The following is a 21895-nucleotide window of genomic DNA, read 5'->3' as shown; positions in this document are numbered from 1 at the left end:
CGCCTGAAGGCTGAGCCCTATGCTGCTGCGCGCCACGCTAACCTCACCCTTCGGCCGCAAGGTGCGGTTGGCGGCGATGCGGCTGAAGCTGCTCGACCGGATGAAGATGGAGCCGGCCGATCCGCTCGATCCGGTCGACGTACTGCGCCGGGACAATCCGCTCGGCAAAATGCCGATCCTCATTCTCGACGACGGCCGCCGTCTTTTCGACAGCCGCGTCATCCTCGAATATCTCGATCATCTGGCCGGCGGCGATCGCCTCCTGCCGCAGGATTGGGAGGCGCGCCTCGACGCGCTCACCCTGCAGGCGCTCGGCGACGGCATCATGGATGCGGGACTCCTGGTGGTCTATGAGAGCCGCCATCGCCCGAAAGAACGCCACCACGAGCCGTGGCTGGCCTTCCAGCGCGGCAAGATCGAGCGCGGTCTGACGGCCCTCGCCGCCAACCCGCCCAATCCCGCTGCCTTTCACGTCGGCACGATCACGGTTGCGTGTGCCCTGGGCTATCTCGACTGGCGCAAACAGGTCGACTGGCGTAGCACCCATCCGGCCCTGGTGGCCTGGCTCGACGGGTTCCGCGCCCAAGTTCCGGAATTCGACCTGACCAAAGCGGAAAGTTAAAGGAGGCCCAATGGCTGCCAATGGCGGCCCATCGACGCGCTGTGCCAGGCTTTTAAGGTCAAGAACAAGCTAACCTGCCACAACCTTTGCTTTTTCCCCGGTCTCTGCATCCTCGGCTATTGACGCATCGCGTCACTCACTGTTCGGTTCTCTCCATGACGACTGCACCAACACCGGCCCGCAGCAAGCATTTCAGCCTGCCCAACCTGCTCACCTACGGCAGGGTTTTGGCCGTGCCGATCGTGGTCGCCCTGCTCTACTGGCCCGAGAAAGATTGGGCGCGCTGGACCGCGCTCGGGGTCTTCGCCGTCGCCGCCATCACCGACTTTTTCGATGGCTACCTCGCCCGCGCCTGGCAGCAGCAATCGCTCATGGGCCGCATGCTCGACCCGATCGCCGATAAGCTGATCGTCTCCGCCTGCCTGCTGATGCTGGCCGCCGACGAGGCGATCACCGGCTGGTCGCTGGCCGCCGGGGTGATCATTCTGTGCCGGGAAATCCTGGTGTCCGGCCTGCGCGAATTCCTCGCCGGCCTGCGCGTCTCCATGCCAGTCTCCGCCGTCGGCAAATGGAAGACGACAATGCAATTGCTGGCCATCGGCTTTCTGATCGCCGGGCCCGCCGGCGAAAAAGTCTTGCCCGGCACCGAAATGATCGGGATCACCCTGCTGTGGATTTCCGCTATCCTCACTATCTATTCTGGCTGGGACTATCTGAAGGCGGGCCTTAAGCACGTCGTCAATGATTGAGAAGCAGATGAATCCGGATGCGGTGAAATTGTCCTATTTCGCTTGGGTGCGCGAGCGGATCGGCCTCGCCAGCGAACAGATCACACCGCCGCCGCAGGTGCGTACCGTCGGCGAACTCATCGCCTGGCTGAGTGCGCGCGGCGAGGAATATGCTTATGCCTTCGAGCGCCCGCATATTATTCGCGCGGCCATCGACCGGGTGCATGTCAAACATGAGACGCCGATCGCCGGCGCCCGCGAGATCGCTTTTTTCCCGCCGATGACCGGCGGCTGAAGCCATGGCCACCATCCGCATCCAGGCTGAGGATTTCGATGCCACCGCCGCAGCGGCATCCTTGACGGCCGGGCGAGCCGATGTCGGCGCGGTCGTCACTTTCACCGGCCGCTGCCGCAGCGAGGACAACACGCTCGCGGCGCTGGAACTCGAACATTATCCGGGCATGGCCGAGGAGGAGATCGCCCGCGTCGCCGCCGAAGCCGAACGGCGCTGGCCCCTGCAGGGCACGATCGTCATTCATCGCTATGGCCGCATCCGTCCCGGTGAAAACATCGTCCTCGTCGTCACCGCCGCCTCTCATCGCGAGGCCGCCTTCGAGGCCGCCTCTTTCCTGATGGACTATCTCAAGACCCAGGCGCCCTTCTGGAAGAAGGAGATCCGCGCCGACGGCAGCGAAGGCGATTGGGTCGAGGCCAAGGACGCCGACGACCGCGCGATGGAGAAATGGGGCAAATAAGCCGCCATTTTTAAGCCCATAGTATTTTGCGGTTTGACGTCGTTAACGCCCGAAAGGCGCGTCAAAACAAAGACAGAGGGCAAGATAGCGTTTTATTGAAACGACAGCTTGCCGCTCACTGCCCTTGCATCGGCCGCATTCCCCTGCCATGTCCACGGCGGCAACCATGGAGCACCCCATGCCCCAGACGCGCGGACCCATTTTCGACGACCTCGCCCGCTTGATGACGGATGCGGCCGGTATGGCCAACGGCATGCGCCGGGAAGTCGAAACCGTGGTGAAAACCCAGATGGAGCGCCTGCTTTCGTCGATGGACGTGGTCACACGCGACGAATTCGAAGCTGTGCGTGAAATGGCCATCCTCGCCCGCGAGGAAAACGACAAGCTCACGGCCCGGCTCGCCGAACTCGAAGCGAAACTGGCCCAGAAGCAGCCCTGAGGGCTGCGGCAATCGAGCCTGCGGCAAACCGGCGCGGCAAATTGACTCATGCCAGTCAAACCTTGTGGACATGGTCGCGTGCAGGGATGGACGGATTCAGTCGAATCTCGCACCTTGGCCAAAGTGGTGGCCAGCAAATCGCTGATTCGTCACAAGAATCTGTAGTCCTGGCTGGACCGCGGATTAGGGGTGTGGCGCGCGAGCGTCTCGTACGTGTCGACGCGAGTATTTCTCCTTTGGGCCACAGCATATGATGATTGAAACAGAAGCCAGCCGCTCCGAACACCCGGTCGACGTGATCGAACGGGTTGCTTCAGTCCGCGACTGGACATTCGCCCGCGACGCCGAGGACGAGATCTGCATTTCCGTCGATGGCAGCTGGTCGCCCTATCAGATTTCCTTCACCTGGCTCGAAGGCGTCGAAGCGCTGCACCTGGCCTGCGCCTTCGAGGTGAAGATCAACGAGCGCCGCCGCAACGAACTCAACAAGCTGGTCTCGCTCATCAACGAACAGCTCTGGATCGGCCATTTCGGCATCTGGGAAAAAGAAGGCGTGGTGATCTTCCGCCACACGCTCATTCTCTCGGGTGGCCTCGAACCGACGTCCGAGCAATGCGAAGCGGCGATCGAAGCGGGTGTCAGCGCCTGCGATCGCTACTATCAGTGCTTCAACTTCGTCCTCTGGTCTGGCCGCACGGCCAAGGAAGCTCTGGACACGGCTCTATTTGAAACCGTGGGCGAAGCGTGATCGATCCGAGCGCATTACCGGCCACACTGGTCCTGTTCGGCGCCGGCAAGATGGGTAGCGCCATGCTGCGCGGCTGGCTGGCGCTCGGCATGGACGGCCACGGCGTCACCATCGTCGATCCCCATCCCGCCGCCGATCTGCTCGATCTGGCGAAAGCACACGGAATCCTGGTCAATCCGCCGGTCGGGACGATCACGGCGCCCGATGCGCTCGTCCTCGCCGTCAAGCCGCAGACGCTCGATGCCGCCGCCGCCGATATCGCGCCGCTGGTCACTGCTGATACGCTCGTTCTGTCGATCATGGCAGGCAAGACCATCGCCAATATCGCCGCGCGCCTGCCTGAGGCCAAGGCCATCGTGCGCGCCATGCCCAATACGCCAGCCGCTGTCGGACGCGGCATCACTGGCGCTGCCGCCAACGCCGGCGTTACCCCCAGCCAACACGCCACGGCCTCGGCCCTGCTCGCGGCCATCGGCGCCGTCGAATGGCTCGACCGTGAAGACTGGATCGATGCCGTCACCGCGGTCTCGGGCTCTGGTCCGGCTTACGTTTTCTATCTCGCCGAATGCATGGCCAAGGCCGGCGAGGCGGCCGGCCTGCCAGCCGATCTCGCCATGCGGCTGGCGCGCGCCACCGTCGAAGGCTCCGGCGAACTGATGTTCACCGATGCCGCTACGACGGCCAGCCAATTGCGCGTCAACGTCACCTCGCCTGGCGGCACCACCGCCGCCGCTCTCGATGTTCTGATGGCAAAAGACGGCCTCGAGCCGTTGATGGCCAAGGCCATTGCCGCGGCGAAACGGCGCGCCGGCGAATTGTCCGGCTGACGCGAGCAGTTTGACGCCATCAAAAACGCCCGAGGACAATTTGCCCTCCGGCTTCGCCTTGGAACTGTCGGCTTCCAGGCGTAACGTGGGACACCAAAACAGGAGCCCCCCATGGCCGACACCATCGACACTGCGAAGGCCCCTCCGGCGGACAAGAAACAGCGCATTATCGCGGCGCTGATGGCGCTGGCTGGCGAAATGCCCTGGGAAGAAATCACCATCAGCGAAGTCGCGCTGCGCGCCGGCATTTCGCTGGCCGACTTCCGCGACCAATTCCCGTCCAAAGGCGCGGTGCTGGCGGGCTTCTCGCGCATGATCGACCGCAAGGTTCTGGACGGCACCACCGAGGATCTCGCGGCAGAGACCGCGCGCGACCGGCTGTTCGACGTGCTGATGCGCCGGATCGACGCCATGGCGCCTTACAAGGCCGGCCTCAAGGGCATCTCGCAATGGGTGCGCCGAGACCCGGTGAGCGCGATGGCGCTGAACACGACCGCGCTCAACTCCATGCGTTTCATGCTCGAAGCGGCGCATTTGCACAGTGAAGGCTTGGCCGGCACCGTGAAACTGCAAGGCCTGGTGATCGCCTGGCAGCGCGTCCTCGCTGTCTGGTTCGAGGACGACGAGAGCGGCCTCGATCGCACCATGGCGGTGCTCGACCGGGAATTGTCCCGTGGCGAAACGCTGACCGCCCGTCTTGACGACATGACGCGGCTGACCGCGCCCCTGCGCTCGCTCGCCAATGCGGTCTTGGCAGGCCGCCCGCGTCCGAAAACGCGCACGCCTGATCACAGCGACGACGTCACGCCGGTCTGATACGTCGCGTCAGACCTTGTGATCGTGCGCCAGCACGCAGACGGTTTGCGGATCGGTTTCGATCTGGACCGTCGCGTGCTGGATGGTGCAATGGGTTTCGAGATCCTGCGCCAGCCGCGTCAAGAAGGCGTCGCCCGGATAACCTTCATACATGCAGAGATGCACGGTGAGCGCCGTTTCCGTCGTGCTGAGCGGCCAGATGTGCAGATCGTGCAAGGCGGAGACGCCCGGCTGCTTCAGCAGAAAGGCGCGCACCTTTTCGGGATCGACATGAGACGGCACCGCCGCCAGCGACATGGCGAGGCTGCCGCGCAGTAGTCCCCAGGTCCCCCAGATGATCACCACGGCGATGATCAGGCTGACCACCGGATCGACCCACTGCCAGCCCGTCGCCAGAATGATGAGACCGGCGACGACGACGCCCGCTGATATCGCCGCGTCGGCGGCCATGTGCAGATAGGCGCCACGGATATTGAGATCGCCATCCTTGCCGCCCATGAACAGCCAGGCGGTGAAACCGTTGACGAGAATACCGATGGCGGCCACCACGATCATCGTCAGGCCGGCGACCGGCTCAGGGTTGAGCAGCCGCTGGATCGCCTCCAGGATGATGGCGCCGACGGCGACAAGCAGCAGCACCGCATTGGCCAAGGCCGCCAGGATCGACGAACTGCGCAGGCCATAGGTGTAGCGCGCGGTCGCCGCCCGCTTGACCAGAACGGCCGCGACCCAGGCGACGATCAGGCCGAGAACATCGGAAAGGTTGTGCCCCGCGTCGGCCAACAGCGACATTGAATTGCTGAAGAAGCCATAGCCCGCCTCCACCACCACGAACGCCGTGTTGAGAATGATGCCGATGGCAAAGGCGCGACCGAAATCCACCGGCGCATGGGAATGACCACCATGGGAGTGGCCGCCAGGAGAATGGCCATGAGCGTGCCCGTGATCATGGCCAGAGCCGTGCCCATGCGCATGATCGTGCGAATGGTCGTGACCCTGCGCATGGGCATGCGCAGGAGAGTGATCATGCGAGTGATCATGGGAATGGTCTTGGTGATCGTGCGGATGAGCCTGTGCCATAAACGCCCCATAGCACCGTCGCCGGCACAAGGCATCATGTTATGATATTGCTGTAACGGTATAGCGTCAGCGGCCAATAAGCCGCCAATGCCAGCCTTAAAGCGGTACACGCACCGTCGCGCGCAGGCCGCCGAGCGGGCTCGACGCCAGGCTGACATCGCCGCCATGGGCACGGGCAATGTCACGCGCGATGGCCAGGCCAAGGCCGGTGCCGCCGTGATCCTGATTGCGCGCTTCATCCAAGCGGAAGAACGGCCGGAAGACGTCCTCGCGCTGGTCAGGCGCGATGCCAGGCCCATCGTCATCAATGTGGATGGTCAGAAAACGCTGCTCGCGCAGAGCTTCGATGGCCAGGTTCTCGCCATAGCGCTGGGCGTTGGCAATCAGATTGGTCAACAGGCGACGGAAGGCATCGGGCCGCACCATCACCATCGGCTCGCCGCTGAACGACACCGACGTCGCATGGCCATGCCGCTCCGCATCCACCTTCAGCTCTTCGAGCATGGTGCGCATGTCGGTGGAGGACGCCTGTTCGCCGCCATCGCCGCGCGCGAAAGCCAGATAGGCTTCCAGCATGCGCTGCATTTCATCGACATCCTTCTGCAAGGCGTCCACATCGGGACCTTGCGGCAGCATGACGAGCGATAGTTTGAATCGGGTCAGGATCGTGCGCAGGTCATGGCTGACCCCATTGAGCATGGTCGTGCGCTGATCCATCGCCCGTTCGATGCGGCGCTTCATCTCGACGAAGGCGAAGGCGGCCTGCCGCACTTCCCGCGCGCCATGCGGCCGGAACTCCACTTCGCGTCCCTTGCCGAAATCCTGCGCCGCCTTGGCCAACCGCAAGATCGGCCTGATCTGATTGCGCAAGAAAGCGATGGCGACCGCCAACAGAACCAACGAAGCGCCGACCATCCAACCTAGAAAGATGTGCGAGTTGGACGCATAGGCGGCGCTGCGCGCGGCGATGACCCGCAGGGTCGCATCGTTGAGCGCAACCCTGATCTCGACGAGATTGGAATTGCCGATCGTATCGATCCAGAACGGCTTGTTGATCTGCCGCGACAATTCCTGCGAGAGCGAACTGTCCAGCAGCGAGAAAAACGGTTTTGGCAGAGTTGCCGGCAATGGCTCCTTCGGCAGCAGTTTGAAATCCATTTCAAAACGCTCGCCGGCAATCTTCGCCACCTGTTCAAACGTCGCGAGCGGAAACTTCTCATACGTATCGACCACGGCGGCGATGTCGGCCACGACGGCGGCCGAAAGTCGCTGCGTGACGAGCTGCCAGTGGCGCTCCATGAAAATATAGGCGACGGCCGATTGCAGCAGCACGACCGGCAGAATGACGATCAGCAGCGAACGGGCGAACAGGCCCTTCGGCATGCGGCCCGCGAGCCAACGCGTGAAGTCGCGCCACAAGCCGCGTGGCCGCTCGAACCAGCCGGGAAGCACCAGGCTCATCAGCGTTCAGGCAACAGGCGATAGCCTGCGCCACGGGCGGTTTGCAGATAGATCGGATTGGCCGGATCACGCTCGATCTTGCGGCGCAATCGGTTGATCTGCACGTCGATGGTCCGCTCATTGGCGGCCGCGGCCGAACCGGCCAGAAGTTCGCGCGCCACCGGCTCGCCCGGCGTCTTCGCCAAGAGTTGCAACATATAGCGTTCGCGCTCCGTCAGCCGCACGATATCGTCACCGTGGCGCAATTCGCCACGCTCGCAATGGAACACGAATGGCCCAAAGCGCACCAAGGTCGGTTGATTGAGCGGTTTCGGCACCACGCGGCGCAGGATCGAGCCGATGCGCAGCGACAGTTCCTTGGCCTCGAACGGCTTGGTCAGATAGTCATCGACGCCCGTTTCGAGCCCGAGCACGCGATCGCTGGCTTCGGCCCGCGCCGTCAGCATGAGGATCGGCACCTGTGAGGTCTCGCGTAGAGAACGGGCGAAGTCGATGCCGTTCTCGCCGGGCATCATCACATCGAGCACGATGAGATCGAAATCGAGATTGCTCAGGTGCCGCCGCGCTTCGGCCGCATCGCCAGCCGCCGTCACCCGATATCCCTCGCGCACCAGATAGCGCGACAGCAATTCACGCAACCGCTTGTCGTCGTCAACGACAAGCAGATGCGCCGCATCATCGGCAGGCACCAAAGTCGGTTGTTCGACGCCCGGTGCGGTCTGCTCTTCGCTCATTCCTCGGTCCTTTCGCTGCGCCAGATCAGCGCTTCGACTCTGGGCCTTTCCTCTGGCTCGATCATGGCCAGTAGAAATTGTTGCGCCGCCTGCTGAGCGCCCTGCGGCAATTCCTCCAGCACGCGCGTGAACCGTTGCGATTGCAACACCGACAGTTCCAGCGCCAGCGCCTTCCCCTTTGGTGTCAGGAACAACAACCGCTGCCGGCGATCGGCCGCACCCGTTCGCGCCTCGACGAAACGCTCATCGAGCAATTCCTTCAACACGCGATTGAGGCTTTGTTTGGTGATGCGCAGAATATCAAGCAGTTCGGCGATCGTCAGGCCAGGGTTGCGGTGCACAAAATGCAGCACGCGATGGTGGGCGCGGCCAAAGCGCAGAGTTTCCAGCAGACGGTCGGCATCGCCGACGAAATCGCGATAGGCGAAGAACAGAAGCTCAATGAGATCATAGTGCGGCGGCGCCGCTGATGCGTCGGTTGCCGGCTCCGCCCCATTTACCAGGGGAATATCGTCAAGCGCCTGCGTCATGGCTGATCCGCTTTAATCCATTACGTCAGCACTATTGACATATTTCAGGTCGATTGCTAGTCGTCAAGCCTCGAAAACACCGGCAAAGTGACCGGAAATGCAGCGAACGCCTGTATCGAACGGGATTACACGTTCGCTAGGAGGAGTTGTGATGTCAGTTCTACCATTCGACCAGCGTGAAGGCTTCATCTGGATGAACGGGAAAGTGCTGCCGTGGAAGGATGCACATCTGCATGTGCTCAGCCACGGATTGCATTATGGCTCCAGTGTATTCGAAGGCGAGCGCGCCTATGGCGGCAAGATTTTCAAGAGCCTCGAACACACCGAACGGTTTCACAATTCGGCCAAGCTGCTCGATTTCACCATTCCCTATTCGGTCGCGGAGATCGAAGCGGCCAAGCAACTCATCGTCGACAAGAACGGCATGGCGAGCTGCTATGTGCGCCCCATCGCCTGGCGCGGCAGCGAGATGATGGCGGTCGCCGCCCAGAACGCGACGATCCATGTGGCCATCGCCGTGTGGGATTGGCCGAGCATGTTCGACGTCAACGAGAAGATGCGCGGCATCCGCCTCGATATCGCCCAATATCGTCGCCCCGATCCGCGTACCGCGCCGTGCCAATCGAAGGCTGCCGGTCTCTACATGATCTGCACGATCTCCAAGCACGCCGCTGAGCGCAAAGGCTATGCCGACGCGATGATGCTCGATTGGGAAGGGCGCGTCGCCGAATGCACTGGCGCCAACCTCTTCTTCACCAAGGATGGCGCCATCCACACGCCGACCGCCGATTGCTTCCTCGACGGCATCACCCGCCGCACGGTCATCGATCTGGCCCAGCGGCGCGGCATTGGCGTGCACGAACGCCGCATCATGCCCGACGAATTGGCGAGCTTTAACGAGTGCTTCCTCACCGGCACGGGCGCCGAAGTGACCCCCGTGTCCGAGATCGGCCCCTACCGCTTCACGCCGGGGAATATCTCGCGGACGTTGATGGAAGACTATACGGCGGAAGTGAACAAGCACTGAGCCGGCTCAAAACCCCAAATTTGCGCTTTTGAGCGGGCGGCGGACCTCTCCGCCGCCCGTTCTCGTCTTTTCCTTGCCTTTTGCCGGCCCGACCAGCATATGCCGTGGCGGATTTGATTTTTGCCCGCTTGGCGGGCTAGCGGGATGTTTCCATGGGTTTCAAATGTGGCATCGTCGGTCTGCCTAACGTCGGCAAATCGACCCTTTTCAACGCGCTAACGCAGACGGCAGCGGCCCAGGCCGCCAATTATCCGTTCTGTACGATCGAGCCCAATGTCGGCGACGTCGCCGTTCCCGACGAGCGCCTGGACGCCTTGGCCAAGATCGCCACGTCGAAAGAGATCATCCCGACGCGCCTGACCTTCGTCGATATCGCCGGCCTGGTGCGCGGCGCCTCCAAGGGCGAGGGCCTCGGCAACCAGTTCCTGGCCAATATCCGTGAATGCGACGCCATCGCCCATGTGGTGCGCTGTTTCGAAGACGGCGACATCACCCATGTCGAAGGCAAGATCGATCCGGTGGCCGATATCGAGACCATCGAGACCGAGCTGATGCTCGCCGATCTCGACAGCCTCGAGAAGCGCGTGCCGGCGCTCGAGAAAAAGGCCAAGCAGAACGACAAGGAAGCCAAGGAAGCGCTCGACCTGATGAGCCGCTGCCTGGTGCTGCTGCGCGACGGCAAGCCGGCGCGCCTCGTCGAGGTCAAGGCGGAAGAGCACAAGACCTTCGTCGGCCTTGGCCTGCTCAGCTCCAAGCCGGTTCTCTATGTCTGCAACGTCGAAGAAGCCGCCGCCGACAAGGGCAATAATTTCTCGGCGCTGGTCGAGCAGCGGGCGAAAGAGGAAGGCGCGGTCGCCGTCGTCGTCTCGGCCCGCATCGAAAGTGAGATCGCCATTCTGCCAGCTGACGAGCAAAAGGATTATCTCGAAGCCGTCGGCCTCACGGAGCCCGGTCTCAATCGTGTCATCCGCGCCGGCTATGGGCTGCTCGGTCTCATCACCTATTTCACGGTCGGCCCGAAGGAAGCGCGCGCCTGGACCATCGAAACCGGGACGCGCGCGCCGCAGGCGGCAGGCGTCATTCATACCGATTTCGAGAAGGGCTTCATCCGCGCCGAGACGATCGCCTATGCCGATTATGTCGCCTGCAACGGCGAAGCGGGCGCCCGCGAAGCCGGCAAGTTCCGCCTGGAAGGCAAGGACTATACGGTTGCCGACGGCGACGTGCTGCATTTCCGCTTCGCCAATTAAAGCCAATTGCGTTTCGGAAGAGATGTAATTGAGCCTGAGATCTTTGTTTGACGTTTCCGTGTGGCGTTTGATGCTTCGATCAAACGCCACAATGCAATAACGGCAAGAACACAATAACGGAGGCCCGATGCCGTCGCTGTATTTCGAGGATTTCCCGAAAGGCTTCGTGCGCGAATACGGCGCCCATCACGTCACCAAGGACAGCATTATCGAATTCGCCCGCGAGTTCGATCCCCAGCCCTTCCACCTCGATGAGGAAGCCGGCAAGAAAAGCATTCTGGGCGGCCTTTCGGGCTCCGGTTGGCAAACCGCCAGCGTTGCCATGCGCCTCATCTACGAGACCATTCTGCACGATGCCGCCAGCCTCGGTTCACCCGGTGTCGAGGAACTGCGCTGGCTGAAGCCCGTGCGTCCTGGCGATATTCTCAGCCTACGCGCAGAAGTGCTCGATGCGCGCGTGTCGCGCTCACGTCCCGGCATGGGCATTCTGACGTGGCGTTTCGGTGTGCGCGATCAAGACGGCCAGGAAGTGATGTGGCAGCGCTCGCTCATGATGCTGGGCACGCGCGACACGCCGCCACTGGCGCCCCGCACGCCGCCTGAGCGTCCGGCCCCCGCCGCACTACCGGATTTCGCGCCGGATTTCTTGACCATCGACGACACCAATGGTGTTCTCACCGGCTGGCTCGATGATCTCGTCGTCGGCTTTCGCATTGAAACCGGCTCCTATGCCTTCACGCGCGACAACATGCTGCGCTTCGCGCGCGCCTATGATCCGCAGGTCTTTCACGTCGATGAGGAAGCCGCGAAACACTCCTTCTTCGGTGGGCTCGCGGCATCGGGCTGGCACACGGCTTCGGCCTGCATGAGCCGCCTTGTCGCCTCTCGCAGCGCCTATGCGGCGGAAGCGCGCCGGCGCAATCTGCCGCGCACGCCGGCTGGTCCTTCGCCTGGTTTCCGCGATCTCAAATGGTTGCAGCCGGTCTATCTCGGCGACGTCATCAGCTATTCGACGACGCCGCTCGAAAAGCGCAACATCTCGCGTGAAGGCTGGGGCATAGCCTTCCATCGCAACGAAGGCCTCAACCAGAACGGCGATAAAGTGTTCGAGTTTACCAGTTCGAGTCTCTGGCCACTGCGGGGATAATCGACGAAGACGAATACAATTTGGGGGGAACGTCATGGGCAGCGAAGCCGAAGCGCAAGTTGAAGCGAAAGTCGCAATCCGCGAAGTGATCGAGAACTGGGCCATCTGGCGCGACAGCGGCGATTTCGAAAACCTCGCCACCTGCTTTCATGACGACGGCCGTATGATCGCCACATGGTTCGCAGGCTCCGCCGCGCAATTCATCGCCGGGTGCAAAGCCGGCTTCGAGAAAGGCGCGATCGTGCAGCACTTTCTCGGCGGCGTCTCGATCTCGCTTGCCGGCACACGCGCCATCGCGCAAACCAAGATGATGATCCTGTCGCGATCGAGCCTCGAAGACATGCCGTGCGACACCACCTGCGTCGGCCGTTTCTACGACTTCTTCGAAGAGCGTAACGGCCGTTGGGCCATCGTTTTGCGGCAGCCGATCTATGAGAAAGATCGCTTCGATATGCTCGATCCCGCGCACCAGCCGAAGCTCGATCCGCAGCTGCTGAACCGCTTTCCGGTCGGCTATCGCTTCATGGGTTACGCGCAGACGAAGGAGGGCCGGACGGTCAATCCTTCCCTTCCGGGCCTGCATGGAGCCGAGATCGAGCGCCTTTATGGCGAAGGAAACGCCTGGCTGGCGGGCAAAAACCTCGCCCGCTGAATGCTTCGACTTGTCGCATATAACACGCAAGACGACAGAATTTATTTAATAAAAACAACGATATAATAATACATTAACGCAGCTTAGGAAAGATTACCGCTGCGGCACAGGCACTTTTTGACTCGCACGTCACATTCTCGCCCCATGTGGCCCGCAAAAGCTCGCCACCTTCGCTGCGACGAGAGGCAATGTTCTCTCCCGTGTTCCGCCGCGCCGCCTGACTGATCTGCGGCATTCTGCGGCTTCATCCAATCACATCGACTAAGGAAACCACACGAATGCGGGACACTTTGTTCCGCCGCGGCCGCATGGCCTCGGCAATGATTCCGGCTGCACTCCTCGCGCTGGCTTCCACTCACCTCAGCGCAGAGGAATCGTCAGCGGAATATTTCGCCCGCGACCGCGCTGCCTTTGCTCAAACCCACACGCAGCCTGCCAACATTGCGCAACCAAGCCGCAAGGAACGCGTGAGCAGCAAGGTCAGCAGAAAGAGCCGCGTCAGGTTCGCCAGTCTCTCCACGACCATGAATGATGCGTCACCGGTGCAGAATGAGGCATCGCCAGTGCAGGCCGCTCCGGTCTCCAGGTTTACAACGCGTCGCGCCTCTCCCATTGCCGCTACCGGCATTCATGCGCTCGTCACCGCCGCCGCCATTCGCAATGGCGTTCCCCCCGCTCTGCTGCATGGCGTCATCCGCAAGGAAAGCAACTATCGTTGCAACGCCTTTAACGGCCGCGGGCAGGCCCATGGCGTCGGCCAGCTCAAGATCGCGACGGCGCGTTCCGTCGGCATTCACGGCTCGCTTTATGATTGCAGCAACGGCGTCGAAGCCGCGGCGCGCTATCTCAAGATTGCGATCGCACGCGGCGGTGCAGGATGCGCCGGCGTCAGCCTCTATGAGCGTGGCGTCTATGCCCGCCCGACATGCTCGGCCTATGGCCGCTCCGTCATGCAGATGGCGCACCTCTAAGAATACCACTCTGAACGCTGGATCAGGCCGCGCGCTTGAGCCAGCGTTTAGGATCGATACTGGCTGTCGGCCTGTGCGCCGACAGCGCCTCGCACAATTGCGCGATGCTCGACAGATTGTGCACCGGGCGGAATTCATCCACATACGGCAGCATGGCGCGAATGCCCAAGGCGCGCGCCTCGAAGCGATCGAAACGCAACAGCGGATTGAGCCAGATCAAGCGACGGCTGGATTTGTGCAACCGCTCCATCTCCAGCGCCAGCTCTTCCGTGCCTTCGCGCTCAAGTCCATCGGTGAACAAAAGCACGATGGCGCCTTGGCTCAGAACCCGCCGCGACCAATCCCGATTGAAACGATGCAGGCAGGAACCGATGCGCGTTCCGCCCGACCAATCGGCCACTTCAAGCGAACATTGGCTCAAGGCTTCATCGGGATCGCGATAGCGCAAGGCGCGCGTCACATTGGTCAGCCTGGTGCCGAACAGGAATGTCTGCACCTGTCGCCGTTCATTGGTGAGCGCATGCAGGAAATGCAGGAACACGCGCGTGTAGTCGCTCATCGAACCGGAGATATCGCAGATGGCGACGATCGGCGGATGACGCACCGCCGGCGAGCGGCGCGCCAGTTCAATCGTCGCGCCGCCCGCACGCAGCGAGCGCCGCAGTGAACGGCGCAGATCAATCCGCGTGCCGCGCGTATCGGCGACGAAGCGGCGCGTGCGCACTTCATTGTCGCTGAGATCCAGCCGGTCGATGGCGCGCACCGCCGCCGCGATCTCCTCGGCGGTCATCTGGGCGAAATCCTTTTGCTGCAACACCTCGGACGCCGAGACCGTGAAGCTCTGATCGAGTTCGAACTCCTGCTCCACCTGCTCGGGTTCGCGCTGCGGCATCAAGGCCTGGGCGACGCGCGCCGCCGCCGCTTCCGGTTTGCTGGCTTTCTGATCTTCCTGCTGCGGCTCCGCCAAGGGCGACATCATCGCGATCAGCTTTTCCAAGAAACCGCGTCGCTTCCAGAACATGCGGAAGGCGGCATCGAACACCACCAAATGCTCGCGCTTGTTGACGAACACCGCTTCGAGCGTAGCACGGAAATCGCTGCGATGGCGCACGCCGGCGATCTCGACAGCGCGCACGGCATCGAGCACCGCGCCGGGACCGACGGGGAGGCCCGCAGCGCGCAGCGCCCGGGCGAAATACAGGATGTTCTGCGCCAGGGTGCCGCCGACCGCTTCCGTCCCGTCCATCCCACTCACATCGTCCATAACGACCTCGGAAATCCGGCCTCAGAAATCACTGGTGATGCCTTTGCTCTCCCAGTCGCCATAGCGCACCGGGTCGAGACCGCCGCGACCGTTGATTTCCACCGGCTCGGCCTTGGCCGTTGCCTCGGCCTGACGCCGGCGCTCCTGCGCCTCTGCCAGGGCGCGCTGGGCGGCCGCGCTCAAGGGTTTGCGCGGCTCGGCCTGCGCCGCCACGGACTCGGACTTTTCGATCGGCTCAGTCATTTCCAGCGTCTCCGGCCGAAAAATCGGGCTTTCGGCCAATTCCAGGTAGTTTTACGGGTCATTTCAACAGCATTTTTTAACAGGCGTGTCGGGCAAAGCAAACTGCTAAGCTTGCCCTCATCCCCCTTACCTCCCCACATAAGACGCGACCGGCAAAGCTTCCAGCCGGCCCATCGGAGGTGAATAAACCCATGAATATCATGCGCACGGCAATACTGCTTGCTGCCATGACTGCCATTTTTGCCGTTGTTGGCGCCCTGATGGGCGGCAAAACCGGCATGCTCATCGCACTCGCCATCGCAGCCGCGACCAACCTTTACGCGTTGTGGAACTCCGACCACATGGCGCTGGCCTCGACCAACGCCCATGAAGTCGACGCCACCTCGGCGCCGGATCTGGTCAACATGGTCCATGGCCTGGCCCAGCGCGCCGGCCTGCCGCCGCCCCGCGTCTATGTGATCGAGGATCCGCAGCCGAACGCTTTCGCCACCGGCCGTAATCCGGAAAATTCCGCCGTCGCCGTGCACACCGGGCTGCTCAACATGCTCAGCCGCGAGGAATTGTCCGGCGTCATCGCCCATGAGCTGGCGCATATCAAACATCGCGACACGTTGACGATGACCGTCACCGCCACATTGGCCGGTGCCATCTCGTCCATCGCCCAGTGGGGCATGTTCTTTGGCGGCAACCGCAACAATAACGGTCTCGGCATCATCGGCTCGATCGCCTTGATGATTCTGGCGCCGCTCGCCGCCATGATCGTGCAGATGGCGATCAGCCGGTCGAGGGAATATGAAGCCGACCGCCTTGGCGCGGAAATCTGCGGCAACCCGCGCTGGCTGGCCTCGGCGCTGGCGAAAATTTCCGGCGCGGCCGAACGTATTCCCAACGCAGCGGCGGAAGCCAATCCGGCGATGGCGCATATGTTCATCGTCAATCCGCTGACCGGCCAGGGCATGGACAATCTCTTCTCCACCCATCCCAATGTGGAAAACCGCATCGCTGCGCTCGATGAGTTGGCGCAGCGCATGGGCATCGGCCGTGGCGCTCCTCCGCCTTCCCGTTCCGGCGGCTTTCTGGGCGGTGGCGATCCACTGGCCCCGCGTCGAGGACCTTGGGGATAGTCGACCCTGGGGATAATTGCCTGTGATTTGAATCACGTGCCCGCATTTGCAGCGTCCTTGAGCTACAGCCTTGAGCAAGAGCTTGGAGCAAGAGCTTGGAGCAGGACCTTGGGGATAGCTGCGAATTGCGGGTGCAACTTCGCAGCTGGTCACAAATGGGCCTGACTTACCGCCGATGATGCGTGCATATTGGCTCCAGCGGGAACAAAACACGGCGCAACGCGTTGCCTTTCGCGCAAGAGCTTGAACATGATTGAACCGGTGAGCGGAGTTGATTCGTCAACCGGCCTCTTCACCCGTCCCCGCACATGATGCCGGGACAGACTTTGTAGGACGGTGCGGGTTGCCAGACTTAAAAAAGCGTTCCGGTGGATTTGGTGCTCGTTCTGCCGAGCCGGTGCCACCGCCGCCACCCGGATTGTCCGCACGCCTCACCGCCGCTCAAGCGCTCGCCGATATCCTGGCTTCGGGACATGCGGTTGAAGATCGCTTCGCCGCGACCCGCACATCGGAACTCGATGCCCGCGACCGCGCACTGGCGCGCTCCATCGCCACGACGGCTTTGCGCCATCTCGGCTCCATTCGCGCACGCCTGGCTCAGGGACTTGAGAAAGGCCTGCCGAAGAAGTCGGGCGCCCTGGAATGGCATCTTGTCACCGCCGTTGCGCAAATCCTCTTTATGGACGTGCCTGACCGTGCCGCGGTCGATCTAGCCGTGCATGCGGTCAAGCGCGATCCCCGTTCGGCCGCCTTCGCGGGCCTCGCCAATGCGGTTCTGCGCACCATCGTCCGCGCCAACGAAGCCGGCGAGATCGTGCAGGACGATCCATTCGTCGACACGCCGCAATGGCTCGCCGTGCGCTGGAACAAGATCTATGGCGAGGAGACCGCCCAGGCCATCGCCGCGATGCATGGGCAGGAACCGACCCTCGATCTCACGGTGAAATCCGACGCCGAAGGCTGGGCGCAAAGGCTTGGCGGTATCGCTCTGCCGACCGGCTCGGTGCGTCTCTCCACCCATGCGCCGATCGAGACGCTGGCCGGATATGCCGATGGCGAGTGGTGGGTGCAGGATGCAGCCGCTGCCCTGCCGGCGCGCCTGCTCGGCGTCGCCGTTGGCGAACGCGTTGCTGATCTTTGCGCCGCGCCAGGCGGCAAGACCGCCCAGCTTGCGCTTCACGGCGCCCATGTGGTGGCGCTCGACCGTTCCGCCGAACGGATGAAGCGTGTCGCCGAAAATCTCACCCGCCTTGGCCTTTCGGCGGAACTGCACATCGGCGATGCGCTGAGCTTCGATGCAGCGCCGTTCGATGCCATTCTGCTCGATGCCCCCTGCTCCAGCACCGGCACCATCCGCCGCCATCCTGATGTGGCCTGGACCAAGCGCATCAGCGACATCACCGCGCTGGCGACGCTACAAGCCAAAATGCTCGATCGCGCCTGCGGCCTGCTCAAGCCCGGTGGCCGTCTGGTCTATTGCACCTGTTCGCTCGAACCCGAGGAGGGCGAACAGCACATTGCCGCCCTGCTGCGTCGCAATCCCGATATGCTGCGCGCACCGGTGACGGCGGACGAGATCGGCGGACTGGCGGAGTGCATCAATGCCGATGGCGAAGTGCGCACGCTGCCATCGCATCTGCCCCATGCGGACAAGCGAATGGCCGGGCTTGACGGATTCTTCGCCGTTCGTCTGCAACGGCGGCCGAGCTGACAGCTTCTCTCACCAGCTTGATTTGCTTCCATTCGCCCAATGCCCTCCAATCAGGTAAGAAAATGGCTCTGAGTCGTCGAGACAAGAGGGTCATGGTGATCTTTCAGCCTGGTTGCGAAGGAGGTTTGGCGCGGTGACGGCGGTGTCTGTTGCTGAACGCCTGACGGTTGCTCGTCTGGCGTGGGGAATTGGCTTGCGTACAACGCGGCGCGCTTTGGCGTGGCCAGGCCGTAAAATCGCCGATTTCAGCACCCGGGGCCCCCGCGCCCTGGCGATCGCACCGCAGGACATCCGCACCACCGACCCGGCCATCGCCGACGACATCTACGCCGGTCACTTCCATTTCGCCGGCCGCATCGTCGATTCACACGGCACGTCACCCTTCGATTTCACCGAAGCGCCGCAGGAATGGGAAACGGCGCTGATGGGCTTTGCCTGGCTGCGCCATCTGCGCGCCGCCGAAACCGCGCTGGCGCGCGCCAACGCCCGCTCGCTCGTCGACGAATGGATCACGCGACAAAATCGCCAGACCAGCGGCATCGCTTGGCAGCCGCAGGTAGCGGCACGCCGGCTTATCTCCTGGCTGTCCCATTCGCCGCTGTTGCTCGAAGGCGCCGACGCCAATTTCTATCGCCGCTTCATGAAGAGCATCGGCCGCCACGTCACCTTCCTGTCGCGTCAAGTGGCCGACGGGCTCGGTGGCGAAGCAAAGCTCACTGTCGTTCTGGCCCTGATGCAGGCAAGCCTTTGCGCCACGGGCCTGGAAAGCTCCCGGCGCAAATTCGAGAAACTGCTCGTCAACACGCTACAGGCCCAGGTGCTGCCGGACGGAGGCCACATCTCGCGCAACCCGCAGGTTCTGGTCGATCTCCTGCTCGATCTCCTGCCGCTGCGCCAGGCCTTCGCCGCGCGTGGTCTGTCGATCCCGCAAGAACTCATCTCCTGCGTCGACCGCGTGATGCCGATGCTGCGCATGATGCGCCATGGCGATGCGACCTTGGCGCTCTTCAATGGCATGGGCGTGACGGCGCCTGATACGCTGGCCACCGTGCTCGCCTATGACGATGCCCGTGCCCAGCCCGTGCTGAATGCTCATTATGCCGGCTATCAACGGCTCGAAGGTGGCACCACCATCGTCGTCTGCGACGCTGGCGCGCCGCCGCCGCCGGAATATTCGAGCCGGGCGCATGCCGGCACGCTGTCGTTTGAATTGTCGAGCCAGGGGCAGCGCATCATCGTCAATTGCGGCGCGCCGTCCCAGATGCGTGGCGCGATGCGCGAGGCGGCGCGCCTGACGGCCGCCCATTCGACCTTGATTCTCGCCGATACCTCATCGTGCCGTTTCGCCACCAGCAGCCTCGCCCGCGCCATCTGCGACACTTTCATTGTCGCCGGTCCCTCGCAGGTCGAAACCCGTCGCAACGACGATGAGCTGGCGAGCGAGATCGACGTCAGCCACGATGGCTACAGTGCCGCTTTCCGCGCCCTACACCGCCGCCGGCTGACGTTGGCCGCTGACGGCTGGCGGCTGGAGGGCGCCGACACCCTGTCGCGGATCGGCAAGAACAACGCCCAGGGCCTCGATTCCGTCGACTATGCCCTGCGCTTTCACCTGCACCCCCAGGTTCGGGCTGGACTGATCGAAAACGGCCAGGGCGTGCTGCTCGCCCTTCCCACCGGCGAAGCCTGGATTTTCCACGCCTCCGGCCTGCCCCTGGCCCTGGAAGAAAGCGTCTTTTTCGCCGGTTTCGACGGCCCCCGCGCCACCACCCAGATCGTCATACACGGCAATGCCGCCACCCAGTCGGAAGTGCCCTGGGTGCTGAGCCGGTCACAATAACAGTAACCGTAATAGCCAAGCTTTCCCCCGGCTCCGGCGCATGCTAAGCGCCGGCCACCAATTGCTTCACCCTGCTGCCCGAGATCCCCCGCCATGCCCCGCGATCTTCGCCGCGTCGCCCGCGCGCTTATTTCCGTTTCCGACAAGACCGGCCTCATCGATTTCGCCCGCGCCCTCACCGGCCTTAGCATCGAGCTGATTTCCACCGGCGGCACCTGCAAGGCCATCGCCGACGCGGGCATCAAGGTGCAGGACGTCTCCGACGTCACCGGCTTCCCGGAGATGATGGACGGGCGGGTCAAGACCCTGCATCCGAAGGTCCATGGCGGCCTGCTCGCCATTCGCGAGAACCCGGAGCATGAGGCGGCCATGCTGGCCCATGGCATCGCCCCGATCGATCTCCTCGTCGTCAACCTCTATCCGTTCGAGGCGACCGTCGCGAAGGGCGCGGGCTATGACGATTGCGTCGAGAACATCGACATCGGTGGTCCAGCGATGATCCGCGGCGCCGCCAAGAACCATGCCGATGTCGCCGTCATCGTCGATGTCGCCGACTATGCCTCGGTGCTCGACGCGCTGAAGGCCAATGACGGCGCCACCACGCTGGCGCTGCGCCAGCACCTCGCCCAAAAAGCCTACGCGCGCACCGCTGCTTATGATGCGGCGATCTCCAACTGGTTCGCCAATGCCATCGGCGAAACAGCACCCGACTATCGCGCCATCGGCGGCCAGCTCGCCGAGAAGATGCGCTATGGCGAGAACCCGCACCAGTCGGCCGGCTTCTATCGCACGCCCGACAGCCGCTTCGGCGTCGCCACCGCCCGGCAATTGCAGGGCAAGACGCTCTCCTACAATAACGTCAACGACACCGACGCCGCTTTCGAATGCGTGGCCGAGTTCAATCCCGCCCGCACCGCCGCCGTCGCCATCATCAAACATGCCAATCCCTGCGGCGTCGCCGAGGGCGCATCGCTGCGCGAGGCCTATGAAAAAGCCCTGCGCTGCGACCCGGTTTCGGCCTTTGGCGGCATCGTGGCGCTGAACCGCCGGCTTGATGCCGAAGCGGCCCGCGAGATCGTCAAGACCTTCACCGAGGTCATCATCGCGCCGGAAGCCGACGATGAGGCCATCGCCCTCGTCGCCGCCAAGAAGAACCTGCGCCTGCTGGTGACCGGCGGCCTGCCTGATCCGCGCGCCCTGGGGCTCACAGTACGCACCGTCGCCGGCGGCCTGCTCGTCCAGGGCCGCGACAATGCGGTGGTCGACGACATGGATCTACGCGTTGTGACCAAGCGCGCGCCGACCGAACACGAACTGATCGACCTCAAATTTGCTTTCAGAGTGTGTAAACACGTGAAGTCGAACGCCATCGTCTATGTCAAAGACGGGGCCACGGTCGGCATCGGCGCGGGCCAGATGTCGCGGGTCGATTCCTCGCGTATCGCCGCCTGGAAAGCCGCAGAAGCGGCCAAGGCGGCCGGCCTATCCGAGACCCTGGCGAAGGGCTCGGTCGTCGCCTCCGATGCATTTTTCCCCTTTGCTGATGGGCTTTTGGCGGCAGCCGAAGCCGGCGCCACCGCGATCATCCAGCCGGGCGGATCGATGCGTGATGACGAGGTGATCAAGGCCGCCGACGAGGCTGGCCTCGCCATGGTGATGACCGGACATCGCCACTTCCGGCACTAGAGCAAATCACGTTTCGGTAGAAACGTGATTTTGCCGAGATTCTCTTATTTTGACGCGTCTTCATGGCGCTCGGCGGCTCCGCCGAGCTGCGAAACGCTATGCAGCGTTCAGGCCCGGTTCACGCACATTCACTATTAGTGATCGCACGGTGCGGCTTCGCACCGACTGCGGACGCAAACTTGCCATTAATGGGATAGAAACCAGCTGCGCGTAGCAGCATGGTTGGGGGTTCAGGAGAAG

Annotated in this window: 23 protein-coding genes; 17 read left to right on the top strand and 6 right to left on the bottom strand. The window is 62.9% G+C overall.

Annotated elements, in window-relative coordinates; translation table 11 throughout:
• The first annotated feature begins 19 nt into the window (after positions 1-19).
• The 8 genes from BLW50_RS27880 to BLW50_RS27845 all read left to right on the top strand — a co-directional run bounded on the left by BLW50_RS27880 (position 20) and on the right by BLW50_RS27845 (position 4935).
• Positions 20-622, top strand: a complete 603-nt coding sequence (locus BLW50_RS27880) for a glutathione S-transferase N-terminal domain-containing protein (RefSeq protein WP_090708462.1) — start codon at positions 20-22, stop codon at positions 620-622.
• Between the two features lie 155 nt (positions 623-777).
• Positions 778-1371 (top strand): CDP-diacylglycerol--glycerol-3-phosphate 3-phosphatidyltransferase, encoded by a 594-nt coding sequence (gene pgsA / locus BLW50_RS27875; RefSeq protein WP_090708460.1) that lies wholly within the window; start codon positions 778-780, stop codon positions 1369-1371.
• 22 nt (positions 1372-1393) lie between these two features.
• Entirely contained in the window at positions 1394-1645 is a 252-nt protein-coding gene (gene moaD / locus BLW50_RS27870) for a molybdopterin converting factor subunit 1 (RefSeq protein WP_090709854.1), read from the top strand.
• Between the two features lie 4 nt (positions 1646-1649).
• A complete protein-coding gene (locus BLW50_RS27865; RefSeq protein ID WP_090708458.1) occupies positions 1650-2105 on the top strand; it encodes a molybdenum cofactor biosynthesis protein MoaE in 456 nt (151 codons plus the stop codon).
• A gap of 178 nt (positions 2106-2283) precedes the next feature.
• On the top strand, positions 2284-2544 hold the full coding sequence (locus tag BLW50_RS27860) for an accessory factor UbiK family protein (protein ID WP_090709852.1): 261 nt from the start codon (positions 2284-2286) through the stop codon (positions 2542-2544).
• A 250-nt stretch (positions 2545-2794) separates the two neighbouring features.
• The gene (locus tag BLW50_RS27855; RefSeq protein ID WP_090708456.1) at positions 2795-3292 is read left to right on the top strand and encodes a type III secretion system chaperone family protein; all 498 of its coding nucleotides are present in this window, start codon (positions 2795-2797) and stop codon (positions 3290-3292) included.
• Positions 3289-4119: a pyrroline-5-carboxylate reductase gene (proC, locus tag BLW50_RS27850; RefSeq protein WP_280141532.1), complete on the top strand. Its 831-nt coding sequence runs from the start codon at positions 3289-3291 to the stop codon at positions 4117-4119. The genes BLW50_RS27855 and proC overlap by 4 nt, the downstream gene beginning before the upstream one ends.
• Before the next feature lie 111 nt (positions 4120-4230).
• Positions 4231-4935: a TetR/AcrR family transcriptional regulator gene (locus BLW50_RS27845; RefSeq protein WP_090708454.1), complete on the top strand. Its 705-nt coding sequence runs from the start codon at positions 4231-4233 to the stop codon at positions 4933-4935.
• A 9-nt stretch (positions 4936-4944) separates the two neighbouring features.
• Here BLW50_RS27845 and BLW50_RS27840 read toward each other — a convergent pair whose 3' ends face one another.
• The 4 genes from BLW50_RS27840 to BLW50_RS27825 form a co-directional block, all read right to left on the bottom strand.
• Positions 4945-6015, bottom strand: coding sequence for a cation diffusion facilitator family transporter (locus BLW50_RS27840; RefSeq protein ID WP_090708451.1), 1071 nt, complete (start codon positions 6013-6015; stop codon positions 4945-4947).
• Between the two features lie 96 nt (positions 6016-6111).
• The gene (locus BLW50_RS27835) at positions 6112-7476 is read right to left on the bottom strand and encodes an ATP-binding protein (RefSeq protein ID WP_090708449.1); all 1365 of its coding nucleotides are present in this window, start codon (positions 7474-7476) and stop codon (positions 6112-6114) included.
• Positions 7476-8210, bottom strand: coding sequence for a response regulator (locus tag BLW50_RS27830; RefSeq protein ID WP_090708446.1), 735 nt, complete (start codon positions 8208-8210; stop codon positions 7476-7478). The genes BLW50_RS27835 and BLW50_RS27830 overlap by 1 nt, the downstream gene beginning before the upstream one ends.
• On the bottom strand, positions 8207-8740 hold the full coding sequence (locus BLW50_RS27825) for a MarR family winged helix-turn-helix transcriptional regulator (RefSeq protein ID WP_090708444.1): 534 nt from the start codon (positions 8738-8740) through the stop codon (positions 8207-8209). Before BLW50_RS27825 ends, BLW50_RS27830 begins: the two co-directional genes overlap by 4 nt.
• Positions 8741-8891: 151 nt before the next feature.
• On the opposite strand from BLW50_RS27825, the gene BLW50_RS27820 reads away from it, so the two are divergent.
• From BLW50_RS27820 to BLW50_RS27800, 5 genes are all read left to right on the top strand, one after another.
• Positions 8892-9767, top strand: a complete 876-nt coding sequence (locus tag BLW50_RS27820) for a branched-chain amino acid aminotransferase (RefSeq protein ID WP_090708443.1) — start codon at positions 8892-8894, stop codon at positions 9765-9767.
• A 152-nt stretch (positions 9768-9919) separates the two neighbouring features.
• Positions 9920-11017 carry a redox-regulated ATPase YchF gene (gene ychF, locus BLW50_RS27815; protein ID WP_090708442.1) on the top strand — a complete coding sequence of 366 codons (1098 nt, stop codon included), beginning with the start codon at positions 9920-9922 and terminating at the stop codon, positions 11015-11017.
• Between the two features lie 127 nt (positions 11018-11144).
• Positions 11145-12164 carry a MaoC family dehydratase gene (locus BLW50_RS27810; RefSeq protein WP_090708439.1) on the top strand — a complete coding sequence of 340 codons (1020 nt, stop codon included), beginning with the start codon at positions 11145-11147 and terminating at the stop codon, positions 12162-12164.
• Positions 12165-12198: 34 nt separating this feature from the next.
• Positions 12199-12816, top strand: coding sequence for a nuclear transport factor 2 family protein (locus tag BLW50_RS27805; RefSeq protein ID WP_090708437.1), 618 nt, complete (start codon positions 12199-12201; stop codon positions 12814-12816).
• A 278-nt stretch (positions 12817-13094) separates the two neighbouring features.
• On the top strand, positions 13095-13787 hold the full coding sequence (locus BLW50_RS27800) for a lytic transglycosylase domain-containing protein (RefSeq protein WP_090708434.1): 693 nt from the start codon (positions 13095-13097) through the stop codon (positions 13785-13787).
• A gap of 22 nt (positions 13788-13809) precedes the next feature.
• Here BLW50_RS27800 and BLW50_RS27795 read toward each other — a convergent pair whose 3' ends face one another.
• Together BLW50_RS27795 and BLW50_RS27790 are read right to left on the bottom strand one after the other, a co-directional pair.
• The gene (locus BLW50_RS27795) at positions 13810-15051 is read right to left on the bottom strand and encodes a vWA domain-containing protein (protein ID WP_090708432.1); all 1242 of its coding nucleotides are present in this window, start codon (positions 15049-15051) and stop codon (positions 13810-13812) included.
• A 21-nt stretch (positions 15052-15072) separates the two neighbouring features.
• Complete coding sequence (locus tag BLW50_RS27790) at positions 15073-15294, bottom strand: DUF1674 domain-containing protein (protein ID WP_170850389.1); 222 nt, start codon at positions 15292-15294, stop codon at positions 15073-15075.
• A 191-nt stretch (positions 15295-15485) separates the two neighbouring features.
• On the opposite strand from BLW50_RS27790, the gene htpX reads away from it, so the two are divergent.
• The 4 genes from htpX (at position 15486) to purH (ending at position 21655) form a co-directional block, all read left to right on the top strand.
• Entirely contained in the window at positions 15486-16418 is a 933-nt protein-coding gene (gene htpX, locus BLW50_RS27785; RefSeq protein WP_090708429.1) for a zinc metalloprotease HtpX, read from the top strand.
• Between the two features lie 343 nt (positions 16419-16761).
• Complete coding sequence (locus tag BLW50_RS27780) at positions 16762-18129, top strand: RsmB/NOP family class I SAM-dependent RNA methyltransferase (RefSeq protein ID WP_244544423.1); 1368 nt, start codon at positions 16762-16764, stop codon at positions 18127-18129.
• A gap of 133 nt (positions 18130-18262) precedes the next feature.
• Positions 18263-19969, top strand: coding sequence for a heparinase II/III family protein (locus BLW50_RS27775; RefSeq protein WP_139267771.1), 1707 nt, complete (start codon positions 18263-18265; stop codon positions 19967-19969).
• A 93-nt stretch (positions 19970-20062) separates the two neighbouring features.
• A complete protein-coding gene (gene purH / locus BLW50_RS27770; protein WP_090708420.1) occupies positions 20063-21655 on the top strand; it encodes a bifunctional phosphoribosylaminoimidazolecarboxamide formyltransferase/IMP cyclohydrolase in 1593 nt (530 codons plus the stop codon).
• The last annotated feature ends 240 nt before the right edge of the window (positions 21656-21895 follow it).

Source organism: Beijerinckia sp. 28-YEA-48, assembly GCF_900104955.1.
GTDB lineage: Bacteria > Pseudomonadota > Alphaproteobacteria > Rhizobiales > Beijerinckiaceae > Terripilifer.
The sequence above is the reverse complement of the archived record's forward strand: the minus strand, read 5'-3'. Positions and strand labels throughout refer to the sequence as shown.